15 protein-coding genes are annotated in these 15,752 nt (G+C 71.3%); 3 read left to right on the forward strand and 12 right to left on the reverse strand.

Annotation, left to right across the window (positions count from 1 at the left end; translation table 11 throughout):
* The first annotated feature begins 88 nt into the window (after positions 1 to 88).
* Both ACFVGY_RS06175 and ACFVGY_RS06180 read left to right on the forward strand, forming a co-directional pair.
* Complete coding sequence (locus tag ACFVGY_RS06175) at positions 89 to 2,047, forward strand: FHA domain-containing protein (protein ID WP_385671759.1); 1,959 nt, start codon at positions 89 to 91, stop codon at positions 2,045 to 2,047.
* A gap of 170 nt (positions 2,048 to 2,217) precedes the next feature.
* Positions 2,218 to 2,655, forward strand: coding sequence for a hypothetical protein (locus ACFVGY_RS06180; protein ID WP_385671762.1), 438 nt, complete (start codon positions 2,218 to 2,220; stop codon positions 2,653 to 2,655).
* 246 nt (positions 2,656 to 2,901) lie between these two features.
* Here ACFVGY_RS06180 and fabV read toward each other — a convergent pair whose 3' ends face one another.
* Positions 2,902 to 4,116 carry an enoyl-[acyl-carrier-protein] reductase FabV gene (gene fabV / locus ACFVGY_RS06185; protein ID WP_385671766.1) on the reverse strand — a complete coding sequence of 405 codons (1,215 nt, stop codon included), beginning with the start codon at positions 4,114 to 4,116 and terminating at the stop codon, positions 2,902 to 2,904.
* Positions 4,117 to 4,429: 313 nt separating this feature from the next.
* On the opposite strand from fabV, the gene ACFVGY_RS06190 reads away from it, so the two are divergent.
* Positions 4,430 to 5,548, forward strand: a complete 1,119-nt coding sequence (locus ACFVGY_RS06190; RefSeq protein WP_385671769.1) for a serine hydrolase domain-containing protein — start codon at positions 4,430 to 4,432, stop codon at positions 5,546 to 5,548.
* A 62-nt stretch (positions 5,549 to 5,610) separates the two neighbouring features.
* Here the strand turns inward: ACFVGY_RS06190 and ACFVGY_RS06195 are convergent, their stop codons facing one another.
* The 11 genes from ACFVGY_RS06195 to ACFVGY_RS06245 all read right to left on the reverse strand — a co-directional run bounded on the left by ACFVGY_RS06195 (position 5,611) and on the right by ACFVGY_RS06245 (position 15,499).
* The gene (locus ACFVGY_RS06195; protein ID WP_385671772.1) at positions 5,611 to 6,627 is read right to left on the reverse strand and encodes an NAD-dependent epimerase/dehydratase family protein; all 1,017 of its coding nucleotides are present in this window, start codon (positions 6,625 to 6,627) and stop codon (positions 5,611 to 5,613) included.
* Entirely contained in the window at positions 6,624 to 7,064 is a 441-nt protein-coding gene (locus ACFVGY_RS06200; protein ID WP_385671775.1) for a type II toxin-antitoxin system RatA family toxin, read from the reverse strand. The genes ACFVGY_RS06195 and ACFVGY_RS06200 overlap by 4 nt, the downstream gene beginning before the upstream one ends.
* 49 nt (positions 7,065 to 7,113) lie before the next feature.
* The gene (locus tag ACFVGY_RS06205; RefSeq protein ID WP_385671778.1) at positions 7,114 to 8,262 is read right to left on the reverse strand and encodes an acyl-CoA dehydrogenase family protein; all 1,149 of its coding nucleotides are present in this window, start codon (positions 8,260 to 8,262) and stop codon (positions 7,114 to 7,116) included.
* Positions 8,263 to 8,264: 2 nt separating this feature from the next.
* Positions 8,265 to 8,945 (reverse strand): hypothetical protein, encoded by a 681-nt coding sequence (locus ACFVGY_RS06210; protein WP_385671781.1) that lies wholly within the window; start codon positions 8,943 to 8,945, stop codon positions 8,265 to 8,267.
* On the reverse strand, positions 8,945 to 10,060 hold the full coding sequence (locus ACFVGY_RS06215; protein WP_385671784.1) for a pyridoxal phosphate-dependent aminotransferase: 1,116 nt from the start codon (positions 10,058 to 10,060) through the stop codon (positions 8,945 to 8,947). The genes ACFVGY_RS06210 and ACFVGY_RS06215 overlap by 1 nt, the downstream gene beginning before the upstream one ends.
* Positions 10,057 to 11,382: a B12-binding domain-containing radical SAM protein gene (locus tag ACFVGY_RS06220; protein WP_385671787.1), complete on the reverse strand. Its 1,326-nt coding sequence runs from the start codon at positions 11,380 to 11,382 to the stop codon at positions 10,057 to 10,059. Before ACFVGY_RS06220 ends, ACFVGY_RS06215 begins: the two co-directional genes overlap by 4 nt.
* 133 nt (positions 11,383 to 11,515) lie before the next feature.
* On the reverse strand, positions 11,516 to 12,181 hold the full coding sequence (locus ACFVGY_RS06225) for an HAD family hydrolase (protein WP_385671790.1): 666 nt from the start codon (positions 12,179 to 12,181) through the stop codon (positions 11,516 to 11,518).
* A 29-nt stretch (positions 12,182 to 12,210) separates the two neighbouring features.
* Complete coding sequence (locus tag ACFVGY_RS06230) at positions 12,211 to 12,996, reverse strand: ABC transporter permease (RefSeq protein ID WP_385671793.1); 786 nt, start codon at positions 12,994 to 12,996, stop codon at positions 12,211 to 12,213.
* Positions 12,986 to 13,972, reverse strand: a complete 987-nt coding sequence (locus ACFVGY_RS06235; RefSeq protein WP_385671796.1) for an ATP-binding cassette domain-containing protein — start codon at positions 13,970 to 13,972, stop codon at positions 12,986 to 12,988. Before ACFVGY_RS06235 ends, ACFVGY_RS06230 begins: the two co-directional genes overlap by 11 nt.
* Positions 13,962 to 14,501: a hypothetical protein gene (locus ACFVGY_RS06240; RefSeq protein ID WP_385671799.1), complete on the reverse strand. Its 540-nt coding sequence runs from the start codon at positions 14,499 to 14,501 to the stop codon at positions 13,962 to 13,964. The genes ACFVGY_RS06235 and ACFVGY_RS06240 overlap by 11 nt, the downstream gene beginning before the upstream one ends.
* The gene (locus ACFVGY_RS06245) at positions 14,498 to 15,499 is read right to left on the reverse strand and encodes a hypothetical protein (RefSeq protein WP_385671802.1); all 1,002 of its coding nucleotides are present in this window, start codon (positions 15,497 to 15,499) and stop codon (positions 14,498 to 14,500) included. The genes ACFVGY_RS06240 and ACFVGY_RS06245 overlap by 4 nt, the downstream gene beginning before the upstream one ends.
* Between the last annotated feature and the right edge of the window lie 253 nt (positions 15,500 to 15,752).

Consider the following 15,752-nt stretch of genomic DNA (forward strand, 5'->3'; position numbering starts at 1 on the left):
TCCAAAAAGAGGTTGAACCGATCAGGTCCGCAACGACGTGTTGTCCCGTACGAGCAGTTTCAGCCGCGTCGTCATCAAGGAGTGTCGAGTGTCGTCTGTCATCGTGGGGCGCACGGGCCCCTTCACCGGGCAGAGCGTGGTTCTGGGCGACGAACCCCTCAGCTTCGGGCGCAAGAGCGACAACGGCGTCGTGATCGTCAGCCCCAGCGCCTCCCGACTGCACGCCGAGATCCTCGCGGAGGACGCCGGGTTCGTCCTCTACGACCGGGACAGCCGCAACGGCACGTTCGTCAACGAGCAGCGCGTCACCCGGCACGTACTCCGCCCGAACGACTGCATCCGCATCGGCGACGAAACCTTCCTCTACGAGGGGCAGGACGCCATGGAGACGGTCATGGACCTCTCCCTCCTGGACATCCCCCGGGCGAGCACCACGGACCCCGGCACGCTGCGGGTCACGGTCACCGGCGGCGGCCCGGTGGGCCTGGCCTTCGCCCTGGCCCTCGACGAGATGCTGCCCGGCCGGACCGCCATCACCGTCTACGACGGGCGCTGGACCAGGAAGGGCTCCGCGGTCGTCTGGAAGGACGAGACCCAGGGCAACTTCCGCCGCCAGCAGGTGGTGACCGTCCAGAGCAGGCAGTACCTGGCCCTGTCGGAGGAGGTGCTCGACGCGCTGTTCGACGACGCCGGCGCGTACTCCGAGATGTGGCCGGTGGGCCCGGACTCGGTCGACGGCCGCCCGCCGCGCAACATCAGGATCGCCCACATCGAGGACCGGCTGCTCGACCTGGCGAACAGGCGGCCGGCGATCCGCCTCGTCCCCCGCCGTTTCGACGTGGAGGAACAGCAGAGCCGGCTCGCCCAGGAACACGTCCTGGTCGTCAGCGAGGGCGGCCGCTCCCGCACCCGCGAGCACTACGCCGACCGCTTCGGCGCCGCCGACGCCTCGATCTACTCCCTCGACGGCGAGCACCTCCAGGACATCGTCCTGGGCCTGAGGGTCAAGTCGAAGCTGCCGGACCCGATGAGCGTGCTGCTCACCGTGTCGCAGAACCGGTTCCTGCTCAACTCGCTGCGCGGCGAGGGCTTCCTGAACATGCGGCTCACCCGGGAGGAGGCCAAGAACGTCATCGGCATCGACCCGGTCCGCCAGGTCTTCGAGGAGTGCATCGCCACCCGCCCCTGCCTGATGAGCCGCCAGGAGGAGGACAACGAGTTCCGCTGCCCCACCCACGGCACCCTCTTCCTGCCCGCACTGCTGCGCAGCTCGCCGCTGTGGAAGGAGATCCGGCAGGGCCTCGCCCTCTTCGGGGTGGCGGAGGACGACCTGTCCGCGATCACCTCGTTCCGGCTGGACATGGTCCAGCGCCCCCGGTTCACCGCGCAGTTGCACCGGCCGACCGCGACCAGCCCCGGCACCTACGGGTTCCTGCTGGGCGACGCGGCCAACGCCATCCACTTCTGGCCGGGCCGGGGCCTCAACAGCGGCCTCGCCTCCGCCACTTCGCTGGCCCGCTCGCTCAGCCGCGCCTGGCAGGGCAGGCCGCTGCGGGACGCCGACTTCATCCGGCACGAGGCAGCGATGTCGATGCTCCAGTACCGGCACAAGAGCCGGGCGTGGAACGCCATGGTGACCACCGACGAGCAGGGCGTGACCCGCGCCATCAAGGACATCATCGCGCGCAGTGCGGAGGCGGCACGCAGTGGTACCGCGGCCGGTGCGGGGTCGGGTGCCGGTGCCGCTGCCGGTGTCGCTGCCGGTGCCGCTGCCGCGGACGGGAGCGATCTGGAGGCGCTGCTGGACCGGATGGCCGGGATCCGCGAACGCCTGGCGTCCCGGCTGCCCGGGCTGCCCACGGACGCGGAACTCCGCTCGCACCTGGCCTCGATCGCCCCCGCCACCCTGCGCACCCTGCGGGAGAGCGGCGCCTGGGACACCCTGATCGTCGGCGGTGAGGAGGCCGACATCGACCTCTTCTACCAGTCGGACTCCCCGGTCTTCGTTCCGCGCCCCGCCGACCCGCGGGTCCTCGCGCAGTCCTAGGACGGGCAGGCTCACACGGGGGCTCACCACTCAGCCGCCCAGCCAGCCAGTGGCTCCGAGCCCTGGCCCGGGCGCGATCCCGCCACCGATTGACGGATTCCGTCGCAGCGCGGGTCCACGCACTGCACGAGGATGAGACCCCCTCAACCCAGCTTCGTGGAGACGGAATCATGCGCGCATCCGCCCTGTCCGCCACCGTCGCGATGGTGGCCGCGACGCTCGCCGGAGGAGCGGCTCCGGCCGCTGCCGCCCCCGCGGGCACGCTCCCCCCGATCGACCTGGAGGCCGGTACGGCAGCCCTCCACCACAACACCGCGAGGGTGACCTACGAGCGCGTCGACGGCGCGGCGAACACCTTCAGGATCATCACGGTGGAGGCGTTCTCCGGAAGGCGCGACTGCATCTGGGTGGAGTGGAACGACCCGGACGGCTGGAACAACGGTTGGAGCCGCCTCCACAGCGAGCCCCCGTGCGACGGCGGCAACCTGTTGGAGAGGCCCGACCGGATCATCACGGCGCCCAAGGACCACCCGATCAAGGTGCGCCTGGTCGCCTACCACCACGACAACGCGGTCGACATCGTCCACAAGGACGTCGCGAAGCTCTGAGCAAGGCCGGTGCGCCGAGTGCCGTCGCCAGCCCGACTGTGGGCGAGGGCGCCGAACAGGTCGCTCTCGCCGGGGCCGTGAGCCTGCACGGTGTGGTACGGCTTCGGTGCAGTGCCACCTGCGCGTCGTGGGCGCGTGCCGCTGCCCCGACCGTCCCCGTCTCCTCGGCGGACGGGCCGTCGCAGGGTATGAGCCCGCACACAGCAGCCTCTTACACGGATGGCTGATCGTCATCATCCGTCACGGTCAGGGGGTGGGGTCGGGCCAAGGGGTGTCCGCGGCTACTGCGGCGGTGTAGTCGACGCCCGGCACGGAGAATCCGTAGAGGCGTTGGACTTCGGCGCGGAACCAGTCGAGGTCGGCGAGGCCCGCGATGGTGTCGGTGGTGGCTGCCTCCCAGCGTTCGGCGACGGCCGCCTGGACGTCGTCGGTGAGTTCCCAGGTGTCCAGGCGGATCCGGCCTTCGTCGTCCAGGGCGAGCGGGGCGGCACCGGTGAGCTGGTCCCACAGGGCGGCGAGCTGCCGGATCGGCGGGACCAGGCCCTCTCCGAGGACGCCGCGGAGCAGGCCGGTGTACAGGGCGATGCCGGGGATGGCGGTGGAGGACTGGGTGACGGCGGCGCCGTTGACCGAGGTCACGGCCCGACCACTCACCGTTTTCGCGAGGCGCTCGTCCAGGGTGCGGGCGGTGGCCTCCAGGTGGGCCTTGGCCGCGCCGATGGTGCCCTGCCGGTAGATCGCCGCGGTCAGCGGCGAGCCGATGTACGACAGCGCGGCAGTGGCGAAGCCGTCGGCGAGCAGGCCCCGGCTGGCGAGGTGGTCGATCCAGCGTTCCCAGTCCGCGCCGCCCATCACGGCCACGGTCTGCTCGACGTCGTCGTCCTCGGCCGGCCCGGTCTCGACTTCGCGGACCTCGGGAACGCCCTGGTCGTCGAAGAGGAGGGTCTTGGTGCGGTTCGCCCGGCCGATCGGCTTGAGGACGGAGGCGTACGTGGTGCCGGTGTCGGGGTCGGTGCGGCGGGGCGCGGCCACCGAGTAGAGCAGGTGGTCCAGCCTGCCGCCGAAACGCTGCTCGATGAGGTCGGCGACCTGGTTCTTCATGGTGTCGGAGAACGCGTCGCCGTTGAGGAAGACCAGGTCCCGCCCGGCGGTACGGGCGATGTCGGCGGTGGCGGCGGTGCGGTACCAGCCGGCCGTGGCGGTACGCCGTTCGGTGGGGGCCTTCTCGAAGGACACCGCGATCCCCCGCATACCGGCGCGCTTGAGTCCGGCGAGCGTGGCCGCGAGGCCGTATCCGGCGGAGGAGCCGATGATCAGCGCCACCGGCCCGGCGCCCTCCGGTGCGTCGGCAGGAGCGGGGCAGGTCTGCCACATGTCGGCCACCTGCTGCCGGCAGCCCACCGGGTGGGAGTCGAGGAAGAGGAAGCCCCGGTTGCGGGGAGTGAGAACGCGCTCGTTCACGATGGCGGTCCTTGGGTCGGCCGGGACGAAAGCTGCGGCGGCCAACCGGCCGCCGCGTCCTGCAAGTCTGCGCCAGCACGCACAGGGGCACGAGGCGTGCCGGGGACAACGATCACGGGCCGATCTTGGAGTGTTGCCACCACGTCCCGCAGCTCGGCAAGAACCGGTCGCACCCAGCTCAGCACCGTCGTGCACCGCCGCGTCCGCGCCTGTGGGGCAGGTCACAGTTGAGGTTGACCCCGGGTCAGGGTGGAGGCTCGTCGCAGCGGCACGACGCCGGCTCGGACCTCACAGACCGAAGGAGCGGACCACCATGACCATCACCCTTTCCGAGGATCGCCCGGAGCTGCAGAAGGCGATCCAGGAGATCGTCGATTCCGGAATCGCCGGGGTGTCGCTGCGCGTGCACGACGAGCGCGGCCAGTGGGTCGGCAGCGCCGGGGTGCGCGAGCTGGGCGAGGCTGGCAGGCCGCCGGCCGACGGGCACGTCCGGATCGGCAGCAACACCAAGACCTTCACCGCGACCCTGGTGCTGCAGCTGGTGGCCGAAGGAAGGATCGGACTGGACACCCCGGTGGCGGACTACCTGCCCGCGTTCGGGCTGGACCGACGGATCACGGTGCGGATGCTGCTGCAGCACACCAGCGGGGTGTTCAACTTCACCGGCGAGCTCTACGACGACGGGACGGTCGCACGCGGGATCCCCGCCACGATCTCGGGCAAGGAGTGGGTGGACAACCGGTTCAAGACCTACCGGCCCGAGGAACTGGTACGACTGGCGTTGTCCAAGCCGGCGCGGTTCGAGCCGGGGACGGACTGGAGCTACTCCAACACCAACTACGTGCTGGCCCGGCTGCTGGTCGAGGAGACCACCGGACGCTCGTGCGCCGAGCAGACGCAGGAGCGGATCCTGGGGCCGCTCGGCCTGTCGGGCACCGTGGTGCCGGGCGCCTCGCCGGAGATCCCCGAACCGCATGCCCACGCCTACTACCGGTACGAGGACGGGGGCCAGCAGAAGACGGTCGACGTCACCCGCCACGACCCGTCCTGGATCTCCGCCGGCGGTGACATGATCTCCACCACCCAGGACCTCCACACGTTCCTCTCCGCGCTGGTGTGCGGAGAGCTCCTACCGGCCCCGCTGCTGGCCGAGATGCGCGAGCCGCATCCCAAGAGCGGCTTCGGCCTGGGGTTGCGCGTGGAGGACTTGGGCCCCGCCGGCGGCACCGTGCTCTTCCACAACGGCGGCTACGGCGGCCACGCGGCGTTGATGTACAGCACTCCCGACGGCAGCAAGACCCTGACCGCCGCGCTGAACTATGTGGACGACGCTGCGATGTCCCTGGCCGGATCGTTCCTGAAGGCGCAGCAGAAGCTCGTCAACGAGGTCTTCTGCGGCGGGCGGGCCGATCCGGCTGCGCCGACCGGCTGAACACCCGAGACCCGTCGGGAGGGACGCAGGCGGACTGCGGCGAGGGTCACACCGCCGGCGGCTCAAGCCCGCCACGCCCGCGGGATGCGACGAGCGGCCGCGGGGTGGGTCTCGGCCCAGCCTCGGATGGAGCGGTACAGCATGGAAGTGACGGGCTCCACGCCGTGCGTCACCTTGAAGGGATCGGTGACCGACAGATAGCCCTGGTACGCCTGGAAGGCCGTGACGCGCATCAGCTGTGCCCGGTCCAGGTACTCCTGTGCGAAGGGCAGGTAGAAGCGGTTCCACTGGTCCCCCGTCACGTAGGGCAGCTGGTCGAGTGACGGCACGCCGTTCTCCGCGCGCCAGTCGTTGAGGGCGTCCAGGATGGTGCCGAACGCCTCCGCGACGCGCGGCGCGTCGGCGCCGCGGCCCAGTACGGAGAGCCTGACTCCGGGGGGTCGGCCTCCCTCGACCAGGGCCGCGATGTGCCCGGCGACGTCATCGGTGCTGACGATGTCCAGGTACGCGTTCTCGTCGCCGACCAGTGCGGGGACGGCTCCGGTGCACAGCGAGGACGGCAGCCAGAAGAAGCCGCTGTACCGGTCCAGGAAACCGTCCTTTCGCGCACCCATCACGATGGGGAAGCGGACGATGTCCGCCCGCGCACGCTCGGCGGCGATCAACCGTTCGGCGGCGGCCTTGGACCACTCGTACGAGTTGCGGTACGCGCCGGGCGACGTGGGCTCCACGCTGCCGGTCAGCCCGATCGCGTAGGAGGAGGACAGATGGACGAGGTGGGTGTCCTCGTCCATCCACTTCAGCAGGGCCCGCAGCGGAGCCACGTTCGCCTGCTCCGACTCCTCCTCCTCAAGATTCCAGCGGGTGTCGGCGGCGCAGTGGACCACCGCGTGCCAGGGGCCCCGCAGGGCCTCGGGGGCCTCTTCGGCGCCGACCCGCCAGGCGAGCTGGCGCGGAGAGCTGCCACCACGGCTGCTGACCCCGTACACGTCGTGGCCCGCCGCGGTCAGCCGGCGCAAGACCGCGCCGCCGACCGCTCCGGTGGCACCGGTGACGAGGATGCGTGCGGGGGAGGTCACGAGACGACGAGCCGCCTCTCGATTGCCCGGAGCATCTGCTCGGAGTTCTCCCGCAGTGCTTTGGTGGCCACCGGGTTGAGCATGTCGGCCAACAGCGGGATGCCGATCTCGAAGTCCACGGAGAACGTCACGAGGGAGGCGTCACCGTCTTGCGGGTCCACCCGCCAGTAGCCGGTGAACCGGTCCAGGTCTCCGGAGATCTGTTGGAACGTCATGGTGCGTGTCGCGTCGTCGAGTTCATCCCACTCGACCCACTCCAGTACCGATCCCTTGAGGAGTACGGACCATTCGCTCCGGCGCTTGCCGTGCTCTTCGCCCTGCACGGTCACCGACTCGACGTTCTCCATGTACGCGGCGTAGTCTTCCAGCCGCGTGACGGCACGCCACGTCTCCTCGACGGGTGCCTCGATCCGCAGACTCACTTCGACATGGGGCATTGCTGACTCTCTCTCCTCGCGGGACGGTTCTGCGTGGCCACGGGCCGGTTCAGCCGGGCGGATCGAAGCTGATCTCCCGCCCGGCGCAGTGGTCTCCGACGACCTGGTCGCAGACGAGCAGGCTCGGTGGATGGTGGTGCGCAGCCAGCGAGTCGACCAGCAGCTGCGCGGCGGGCAGGCCGCTGGTGTACAGGCGGCTTCCGGCCACGGGGGTGAGGGCCGACACGACGCGGTCTCGTACGTCGCTGAGCGTGGCGCGCAGCGCGACGGCCGCGGCGAGGGCCGCGCGACCGGAGAGCGCGCCGTCCTCGAAGTCCCGGCCGAGCTGGCGACAGGCACCACCGAGTGTCAGCAGCTCCCTGGTCGCGCGGCCCAGGAGGGCCACGCGCGGGCCGTACTGGCCGGAGGCGGACAGCTGCTGGTAGGTCAGGTCGAGGAGGGCGCTGAGAACTCCGTGGTAGGTGGCGGCGAGCAGCACGGAGAACCAGACCATGCCGGAGATCACCGTGTCGTCGATGACGTCGGCCGGCCCCCGGTGGAAGACGAGGCGGTCGTCCAGCTCGACGTCCTGGAACACCAGCTTGGCCGTGTCCGACCCGGTCATGCCCAGGGAGGGCCAGTTGCCCTCCACGGTGAGGCCCGGGGAAGCGGCGGGGCACAGCGCGAGGATGGTCTCGTCGGTCCCCTCCACCCGGGCGGTCAGGCACACCAGCGTGGCGGCGGAGGCCAATGAGCAGGGGTACTTGACCCCCGACACCCGGTAGCCCTTGTCCGTTTCGACCGCCACGGACCGGCTGCTCATGAAGTTGGGGCTGCCGCCCGGTTCCGCGAACGCCGACGCGACGAGGGCGTGCGACCCGGCGATGCCCTCGAGGAGCATCCAGCTGGTGTCCCGGTGGCGCTGCCAGTAGTCGGCCATCAGCCCCACGGTGAAAGAGTGCATGTTCAGGGCGATGGCGGCGGACGGATCGACGGTGCCCAGGGCCCGCTGCGCGGAGGCCACCTGCACCAGGCCGGCGCCGCCCCCACCGAACTCCCGGGGGATCGCCAGTGCGGCGAAGCCGCCGGCGGCCACCTGCCGGATCCGGTCCGGGCCCGAGTCACCCTCCGGGGCGCCGTCCGGCGCCCAGTCGGTGTGCCAGCCGGAGTCGAGCATCTCCCTGTGGGGCGCCTGCTCCTGTTCTGCGCGGTTGCTCATGCTCAGGTGCTCCTCTCCTGGACGGGACGGGCAAGGTGTGACGACGGGCGGGGTGCCGGGCCGCCGGGGCGGTGGCGCCGCGCACAGGTGCACAGCAGCGCCCGGTCCGTCCCGTCCGGCATCGGGCGCGCCTGCGTCGACAGCTGCCGCAGTATCCGTGCAGCGGCCCGGCGGCTGCTGCAGCGCAGGACCGTGGCGGAGCAGGCCGACAGCACGGGGCGCATCCTGCGCAGTTCTCGGCCGCGGAATCCGGCGGCCTTGCGCACGAGGGCGGTGAGGCTGCGCACGGGAGGGTCGTCCGCCGCCAGGCCGGCGGGCAGGTAGTCCCGCGACGGCCGTCCCAGCAGGCCGTCCCGGCGCAGTCGAAGGGAGCGGCGCACCAGGGCGCCAGCGCACAGCCACGGATGTCGGTCGAGCAGGATGACGGTGTCGGCCCGCTCGACGCGCTGCCGCACGGTGTCGGCGAAGTTGCCGTCGATGATCCAGTACGGTTCGGCGGCGAGCCGCTCCACCGTCCGTTCCCACTCCGGCGCCGTGGGTCTGCGCCAGCCCGGTCGCCAGTACAGGTCGTCGAGGTGGATCAGGGGCAGACCGGTGCCGGCGGCGAGGGCGTGGCTGAAGGTCGACTTGCCGCTGCCGGGGCTGCCCAGCACCACGATCCGGCGCGGAGCCGTGGGGGCCATCACACGGCCACCGGGTCGTTGATCAGCGCGGCCACCTTCCGCATCGTCGGCGCGTCGGCGAGGGACACGCGCAGGCACCCCTCCAGTCCGGGCACGTCGTCGAGCGGGCGGATGCGCACGTCGTGGCTGTCCAGGTGGCGTGCCATCCGCGCGGGCACGGCGCGGTCACCGGTTCGGAACGTCACGAAGTTTCCGCCCGGGTCGAGGGCGCTCCACCCCGGGTGCCCGTCGAGGACCTCCCGGACGAAGTCCGAGCGGATGGCCCGTACGTCGCGCCACACTTCGGCGAACCGGTCCTGGTCCTCCAGCACGGCGTGCAGGAGCGCCAGCGCCGTGGCCGAGACGGTGCTGTCCGGCCGGAACCGGGACAGGTAGGAGACCAGCGCCGGTGAGCCGAAGACCGAGGCGATGCGTGCGCCGGCGAGTCCGAAGGTCTTGGAGTACGAGCGCACGACGAGGAGATGCGCAGACGAGGCGACGAGCGGGACATGGGTGATGCCGGTGAAGGCGCCGTAGCACTCGTCGACGACGAGCAGGTGGCCGGCTCGCCGTGCCCGTTCGGCCGTCTCCCGGATCTCCGCCGGTGACAGGGCGAGGCCGGACGGGCTCGCCGGGTTGGTGACCACCACGACCGCCGGGGCGTGTTCCGCCATCGCGCTGTGCAGCCCGGCCAGGTCGAGACGGGAGGACCCGGCCTCCAGCGCGGGGCAGCCCACGACGGGCACGGCACGCAGGGCGGCGTAGTACCTCCAGCTCTCGAACGCCGGCTCGTGCAGGATCAGGCCCCCGCCGCCGGCCGCCAGGGCGTCTACGACGAGGCCGACGGCGGAGTCGGAGCCTGCGGTGAGCAGGATGCCGGACGGCTCGTGGCCGTGGTGGTCGCCGAGCGCGGCCAACAGGTCCTGCTGGTAGGGGTAGTACATCAGGTCCGCGGTGGTGAGCCGGTGCGCTGCCGCCGAGACGAGTTCGGCCGCCACGGGGTGGCGCAGTTCGCAGCTCTTGAGGTTCAGCACACCGGCCCGTTGCCGCCGGGGCTGCCACGGCAGGTCCCACACGTCCGAGCGCGTGGGAAACGGCACGGCGCCCGCGAGCGGCGCGGGGGGCGGCGCGCTCATGCGCCGCTCCGGGCGGCGGCCACGGGTATCCGCTCGTACACGGACGTCACCCGGGTCTCGCGGCCGAACAGGAAGTCGTAGAGGCCGTCGTCCGGCGCGTGGTGGGGGTCCGCGATCAGGTGACGGTTGTACCTGCTGATCTCCATGGGGGTCATCGAGGGGGTCATGTCGTGCAGCCGCGTGTACATCGTGGGGCGGAAGCGCGCGCCGACCTGCTCCACCAGTTCCCGAGTGCGCCTGGCGCCCTCCGCTCCCGTACCGGGCAGGCCGATGATCACGAAGGCGTTGAGCTCGATGCCCGCCCGGGCGCACTGCTCCCCGAGCTCCCGGAACCGCTGCTCCTGGATCTGCTTGGCCCGGGGCAGGGAGCCGTGGCCTTCGGGTTCGAGGGTCTCCAGGCCCACGGAGATGCGTACGCAGCCCGCTCGGCCCATCAGCTCGACCAGGTCGGCGTCGAGGTGGTGGACCGTCGTGGCGCACTTCCACCGCGTCGACACGGGGCCGGCCAGGAAGCGCTCGCACAGCTCGCGCACCCACCGCTTGTCCAGCGTGAAGGTGGGCGCGTAGAACGAAACGTACTCGAACGGCAGGGTCCGTCGGCTCTCCTCGATGTACGCGACGGTGTCATCGACGGACAGCCGCCGCTCGCGGAGCCCGAAGATCTCGTGCACCTCGCAGAACTCGCAGCCGATGGGGCAGCCGCGGGCCGCCGGGACCACCAGTTCCCGGCGGAACGGGATGCCGCAGAACTTGTCCTCGTCCCGCGCGTAGAGGCGGTCGTAGTGCTCGTAAGGGATCTCCCGCACATCGGGCAGCGTCCACTCCGCGGGGGCCAGGCTGTCCCCGTCGCGCGACGGCGGTTCCCACCGGTCCCCGGCACGCACGGCCACTCCGGGCAGCGCGGCGTGGGGTGTGCCGGCGGCGAGGGACTCGACGTAGTGCGCGACGCCCGCCTCGTAGTCGCCGGACTGCACGATGGCGTCCAGCCCGTACCGCTGGAAGAAGCCGGGGTTCATGCTGCTCAGGCGGCCGAAGGTGATCAGTCGGCTGGCGGGGGACAGTTCGCGGGCGTACGCCGTGAACCGTTCGAAGCCGTCGACGGCGTCGAAGTCGTTCATCATGGCGATGACGTCGTACCGGCCCTGGTAGAGGAGATCGCCGATCGCCTTCCAGTGGGTGTTCAGCACGCCGGCGTCCCGTACGTCGACCCGCTCCACCGACGGCAGTCGGCGCAGGTGCCCGGCCGTCATGTACAGCGGGGTGTGGTGACCTGCGTTGAAGTAACTGGGGACATGCGGCGGCCAGATGACCAGGACTCTCACAGGGAACTCCTTCGGCATGGCGCGGAGAGGAAAGCGGGGCCATGCGGTGCGATGTGCCGACGTGTCGTCAAAGCTAGCCGCGGCCGGCCGGTCGATCAGCAGGTGTTTCTCTGGACGGAACGGATTTCCGGCTTCACGGACGCAGCAGTGCGTCGAGCCCGGCGAAATCGGGACGGCCGGGATCCACCGGCACGACGTCCCAGCCGAGCCGGCGGGCTGGGGCGATGTCGTTGTCGTCGGAGTCGCCGACCATGATCTTGCGTCTGAAGGGGCCGGACGTGATCAGCTCGAAGGCCCGGGCATCCGGCTTCTTCGGTCCTCCGTCGGCGGTGAACAGAGCGCGGTCGTACACCTCGGGCACCTTGAGCCCGGCCAGGAGGCGACGCATCAGGTTGCCGGGGAGATAGCAGTTCGACAGCAGTCGGACCGTGTGCCCCGCCTCGGCCGTCCGGCGCATGGCATCGGCGGCCGGCTCGCACAGCTCGTAGCGGTCGTCGTCCTCGCATCCGAGAGCCCGCCACAGCGCCCGGTCGAGGTCCTCCGCCGGGGGGACCACACCCCGGTCGCGCAGAGCCGTCGCCAGGACGTCGCGGGTGGCCGGTTGGAGGGCCGACTTGTCGACGAGCGCGGCGTACAGGGTGGTGAACACCTCCTGCACCACCTCGCCGGCCGACTGCCGGCCCAGGGCGAGCACGTCGGCGACCGCCCGGGTGAACTCGTCCGGGCCCGGCATGGGTCGGCGCTCGGTGACGACCGTGCCGAAGCAGTCGAAGACCACCACTGTCGTCGTGCGTGTCATGTCGCCCCCCGTGTCCGTCTCCCAGGCCGTCATGACCACGAGACCTTCTGGTGTTCGAAGCGGAAGAAGATGAGCGTCACCGCGGCGAACAGGGCGGAGAAGCCCAGCAGGACCACCACCGGCAGCACCACCGCACCGGCACCGCCGCCGTCGATGACGACGGTGGTGAAACCGCGCATCGCCCAGTAGCTGGGCACTCCCGGTGCGAGCGGACGCGCCCAGTCCGGCAGAGCGGACAGCGGTGTCAGCGCACCGCCGAGTCCGGCGAAGAGCAGTGCCGCGAGATTGGCGAACACGGCCAGCTGGGACACCGTCCGGCACAACGACACGAGCGCCATGCCGAACATGACCACACAGAGCGCCAGTGCCGCGCCGACCGCCACGAGCGCCGGCCAGGAACCACTGACCCGCAGGTCGTACAGGAACCCGCCGACCACGAACACCACCGCGAGCTGCAGCATGGCGACGCCCAGCGGGACGACGACACGGCCGGCCACGACTTCGCCGGGCCTCGCGAGCCCCGCCCGCAGCCTGTCCCAGGTCTTCCACCCGTGTTCCCGGAACACCCCGAACCCCACCAGGTTCACCAGGAAGAAGGTGAACATGACGGCCATGCCGGGCACCGCCTGCTCCGCACCCGTGGCGCCCTCGACCTGCTCGGCCCGCAGGGCCGTACGGAACAGCGGCTGCATGAACCCCATGAGGAGCAGCGGCATCACCGTGCGGACGACCAGAGGGGCCGGGTCTCGCAGCTGGAGCCGGATGTCGTGCCGGACCAGAGAGGCGATCCGTCCCAGCGATCCCTCACCGCTCATGTGCTTCCTCCTCGGCGGCCGCGTCGTACCGGCGTCCCGTGACCCGCAGGAACACACTGTCCAGACTGGGCTGGAGGATCCTGAGGTTGACCAGCTCGCCGGCCGCCGAGCCCAGGGCCTCCATCACCCGCGGCACGGCCAGATGCGGTTGCTCCACGGTCATCCGCAGGACCCGGCCGTCCCGCGCCACGGGCCAGGGCAGGGACAGGTCGGGCGGGCTGCCGGAGAAGGTGAGCTCGACGCCGCTGTCGCCGTACTGCCGTACCAGCTCCTTCACCGTGCCCCGGGCGGCCATGCGACCGCCGTTCAGCACGGCGACGGAGCCGTCGAGGGTCTCGACTTCGGGCAGGTAGTGCGTGGAGTAGCAGATGGCGGTGCCCTCGCCGGCCATGGTGCGGACCAGCTGCAGGAGCTGCTCCCGGGTCTGTACGTCCACACCGGCCGTGGGCTCGTCCAGCAGCAGCAGCGGGGGCCGGTGCATCAGGGCCATCGCGGTGTGCACCCGTCGCTGTTCACCGCCGGACAGCCGGGCGGCCCGGCGGCCGAGCAGTCCGGTGAGTCCCAGGGGCTCGGCGACCTCCGCGATGCGGCGATCGGCCGCGCGCCTGCGCAGCCCCGCCAGCTCCGCGAAGAACAACAGGTTCTGGCGTACGGTCAACGGTGCGTAGAGGCCAAGCTCCTGAGGAGCGAGTCCGAGGCGGCGCCGGGCCTCGTGCGGCTCCCGCACCGGGTCCTTGCCGAGCACCCGGACGTGCCCGGTGTCCGGGCGGAGCAGCCCCGCCACGAGGGACATCAGGGTTGTCTTGCCGGCGCCGTTGTGGCCGAGCAGGCCCACGATCTCACCCGGTACGACGTCCAGGTCCACCTCGCTCAGCGCTGTGACCGTGCCGTACCGCTTGGTGATGCCGCGCAACGTCAGGGCGGGGCCGTCGCCCTCCCGGTGGGGTCCGGACGCGTGGGGGGGTTCAGTCGGCACGCCGGGTCCAGTTGCTCGGCATGACGTCCGGCAGCCCGAGGCGTTCCAGATGGGGCGTCCAGGTGCGGGCCAGTTTGAAGCCCTTCATCAGGCCGCTGCCGGCGCGGACGTCCGGGAGTTTCCGTGCGTAGCCCAGCTGCCCTTCGGTGACATCGAGATGGGCGCGCAGCCGGTCCAGCCACTCCTCGCCCCGGCCCTGGGGGATGGTCTCCAGCCCGGCGGCGGCGAGCCGCAGCCCGTCCTCGACGTCCTGTTCCGGCACTCCGGCGAACGGGTCGAAACCGGGCTGCTCCCCGGTGTAGGCGAGTTCGCCGTGGGTGCGCAGACCTCGTACGGAGAGGGACAGCTGCACCAGGTCGTAGGCCATGAGCACCGCGACCTCGGGCTGCCCCGCCGATACCGCGCCCTCGACGTCCTCCAACGCGGCACGGCACTTCAGCAGCAGGCGGACCGCGCCGTGCGCCCGGAACGCCACGAGCCGGCGCAGATCCGGCAGCGGCTCGTGGGCCTGCGTGTGCGGTGCTGTCATCGTCCGGACACCTCTTCCTCCGGTATCGCCACGCCGAGCCACAGCATGTCGTGCACGAAGAGCCGCTTGATGTCCGCGGGCGGGTCGGCGGCGGGCGGCCCGGACCACAGGACGTCGTCGGTTCCTCCGGGCGGCAGGTCGGTGCGCGGGATCTCCAGCGCGCGCAGCTGCCAGCGGTCGACGACCGTGCGGTCGTCCAGCTGGGCCGTGCCGATACCGGTCGCCCAGCGCAGCACGGTGTGCAAGGGCGCTGCGGGGCGGGTCAGTTCCCCGACGAGATCGAGGCAGCGCGCTACCCGGTCGAGGGGGGTGAGCGGGGGTGTGAGGACCTCGCGGAGGAGAGCGAGGGACTGCGGGTCGCCCGCGGCCTTGAGCTTCTCACCCACCCACTTCTCGGTGAAGTAGATCTGGCCGGCCGCGGCGGCCCGGGCGTTCAGGGCGGCCACGACGGCCTCCCGGCCCCGTACCGCGGCGGCCATGGGCCGGTCGTCGGCGAGCAGCCGGGCGGCGCGGGCCAGCCGGTGCGCCTCCACCGTCCACCACTGCTCCACCACCCGGGCGAGCCAGGGCTCCTGCAGCCCGGCGTGCCAGCTGTCCCACGGCTCGGTGACGACGAGCTTCAGGCCGAGGGCCAGCCTGCTGGCGGTCTTGATGGTGCGCCGCCGGTGGTTCCATGCCTCCTGGGTGACCGTCTCGAAGCGCGGCCAGGAGCTGTCGCGGAGCTGGGCGGTACGGTCCCGGACGGCGCTGGCCTGACGGATGTTGACGTCGATCAGGGTGCCGTGCTCGTGCGACTGGATGGGGAACCTGGTGAGCTGGTCGTTCTCCACGAGCACCAGCAGGTCGAGGTCGCTGCGGCGGTTGCCGAACCCGGCCAGCACGGACCCGGCGGCCACGGCGAGTGCCGGCCGGCCGAGGCCCTGATCGGTCTCGCCGATCACGTCGTCGATGTGGAGGCGGCGTTCCTCCAGGAAGCCCTGGAGGCGCTTTTCGAGCACGTGCCGCTCAGGAAAGGCGGCCGGTGCAGAGGTGTGTTCCATAACGGTCTGGGGCCTCCCGGCGGCAGCTTGACGATGAGCGAGAGAGCTGGGGAGCGGACTCACGCGGGCCCGACAGCCCGGTCACGGTAGGCAGGCCGCCGTCGGTGCGGCAAGGCGGACCAGGAAGTGTTCCGGTGCGCGGAACAGGCCTTATCCGGGAAGGGGGCCGCCGGTAGAACTTGCCGAGGCAGAACTGCCGCCACGGCTCGAC

It is taken from the genome of Streptomyces sp. NPDC127106, from assembly GCF_042677605.1.
GTDB lineage: Bacteria > Actinomycetota > Actinomycetes > Streptomycetales > Streptomycetaceae > Streptomyces.

Coding starts and splice junctions, on each gene's coding strand:
- ACFVGY_RS06180 (WP_385671762.1), top strand. CDS start 2,218: ATGCGCGCATCCGCCCTGTCCGCCACCGTCGCGATGGTGGCCGCGACG.
- ACFVGY_RS06190 (WP_385671769.1), top strand. CDS start 4,430: ATGACCATCACCCTTTCCGAGGATCGCCCGGAGCTGCAGAAGGCGATC.
- ACFVGY_RS06200 (WP_385671775.1), bottom strand. CDS start 7,064: ATGCCCCATGTCGAAGTGAGTCTGCGGATCGAGGCACCCGTCGAGGAG.
- ACFVGY_RS06205 (WP_385671778.1), bottom strand. CDS start 8,262: ATGAGCAACCGCGCAGAACAGGAGCAGGCGCCCCACAGGGAGATGCTC.
- ACFVGY_RS06210 (WP_385671781.1), bottom strand. CDS start 8,945: ATGGCCCCCACGGCTCCGCGCCGGATCGTGGTGCTGGGCAGCCCCGGC.
- ACFVGY_RS06215 (WP_385671784.1), bottom strand. CDS start 10,060: ATGAGCGCGCCGCCCCCCGCGCCGCTCGCGGGCGCCGTGCCGTTTCCC.
- ACFVGY_RS06225 (WP_385671790.1), bottom strand. CDS start 12,181: ATGACACGCACGACGACAGTGGTGGTCTTCGACTGCTTCGGCACGGTC.
- ACFVGY_RS06230 (WP_385671793.1), bottom strand. CDS start 12,996: ATGAGCGGTGAGGGATCGCTGGGACGGATCGCCTCTCTGGTCCGGCAC.
- ACFVGY_RS06240 (WP_385671799.1), bottom strand. CDS start 14,501: ATGACAGCACCGCACACGCAGGCCCACGAGCCGCTGCCGGATCTGCGC.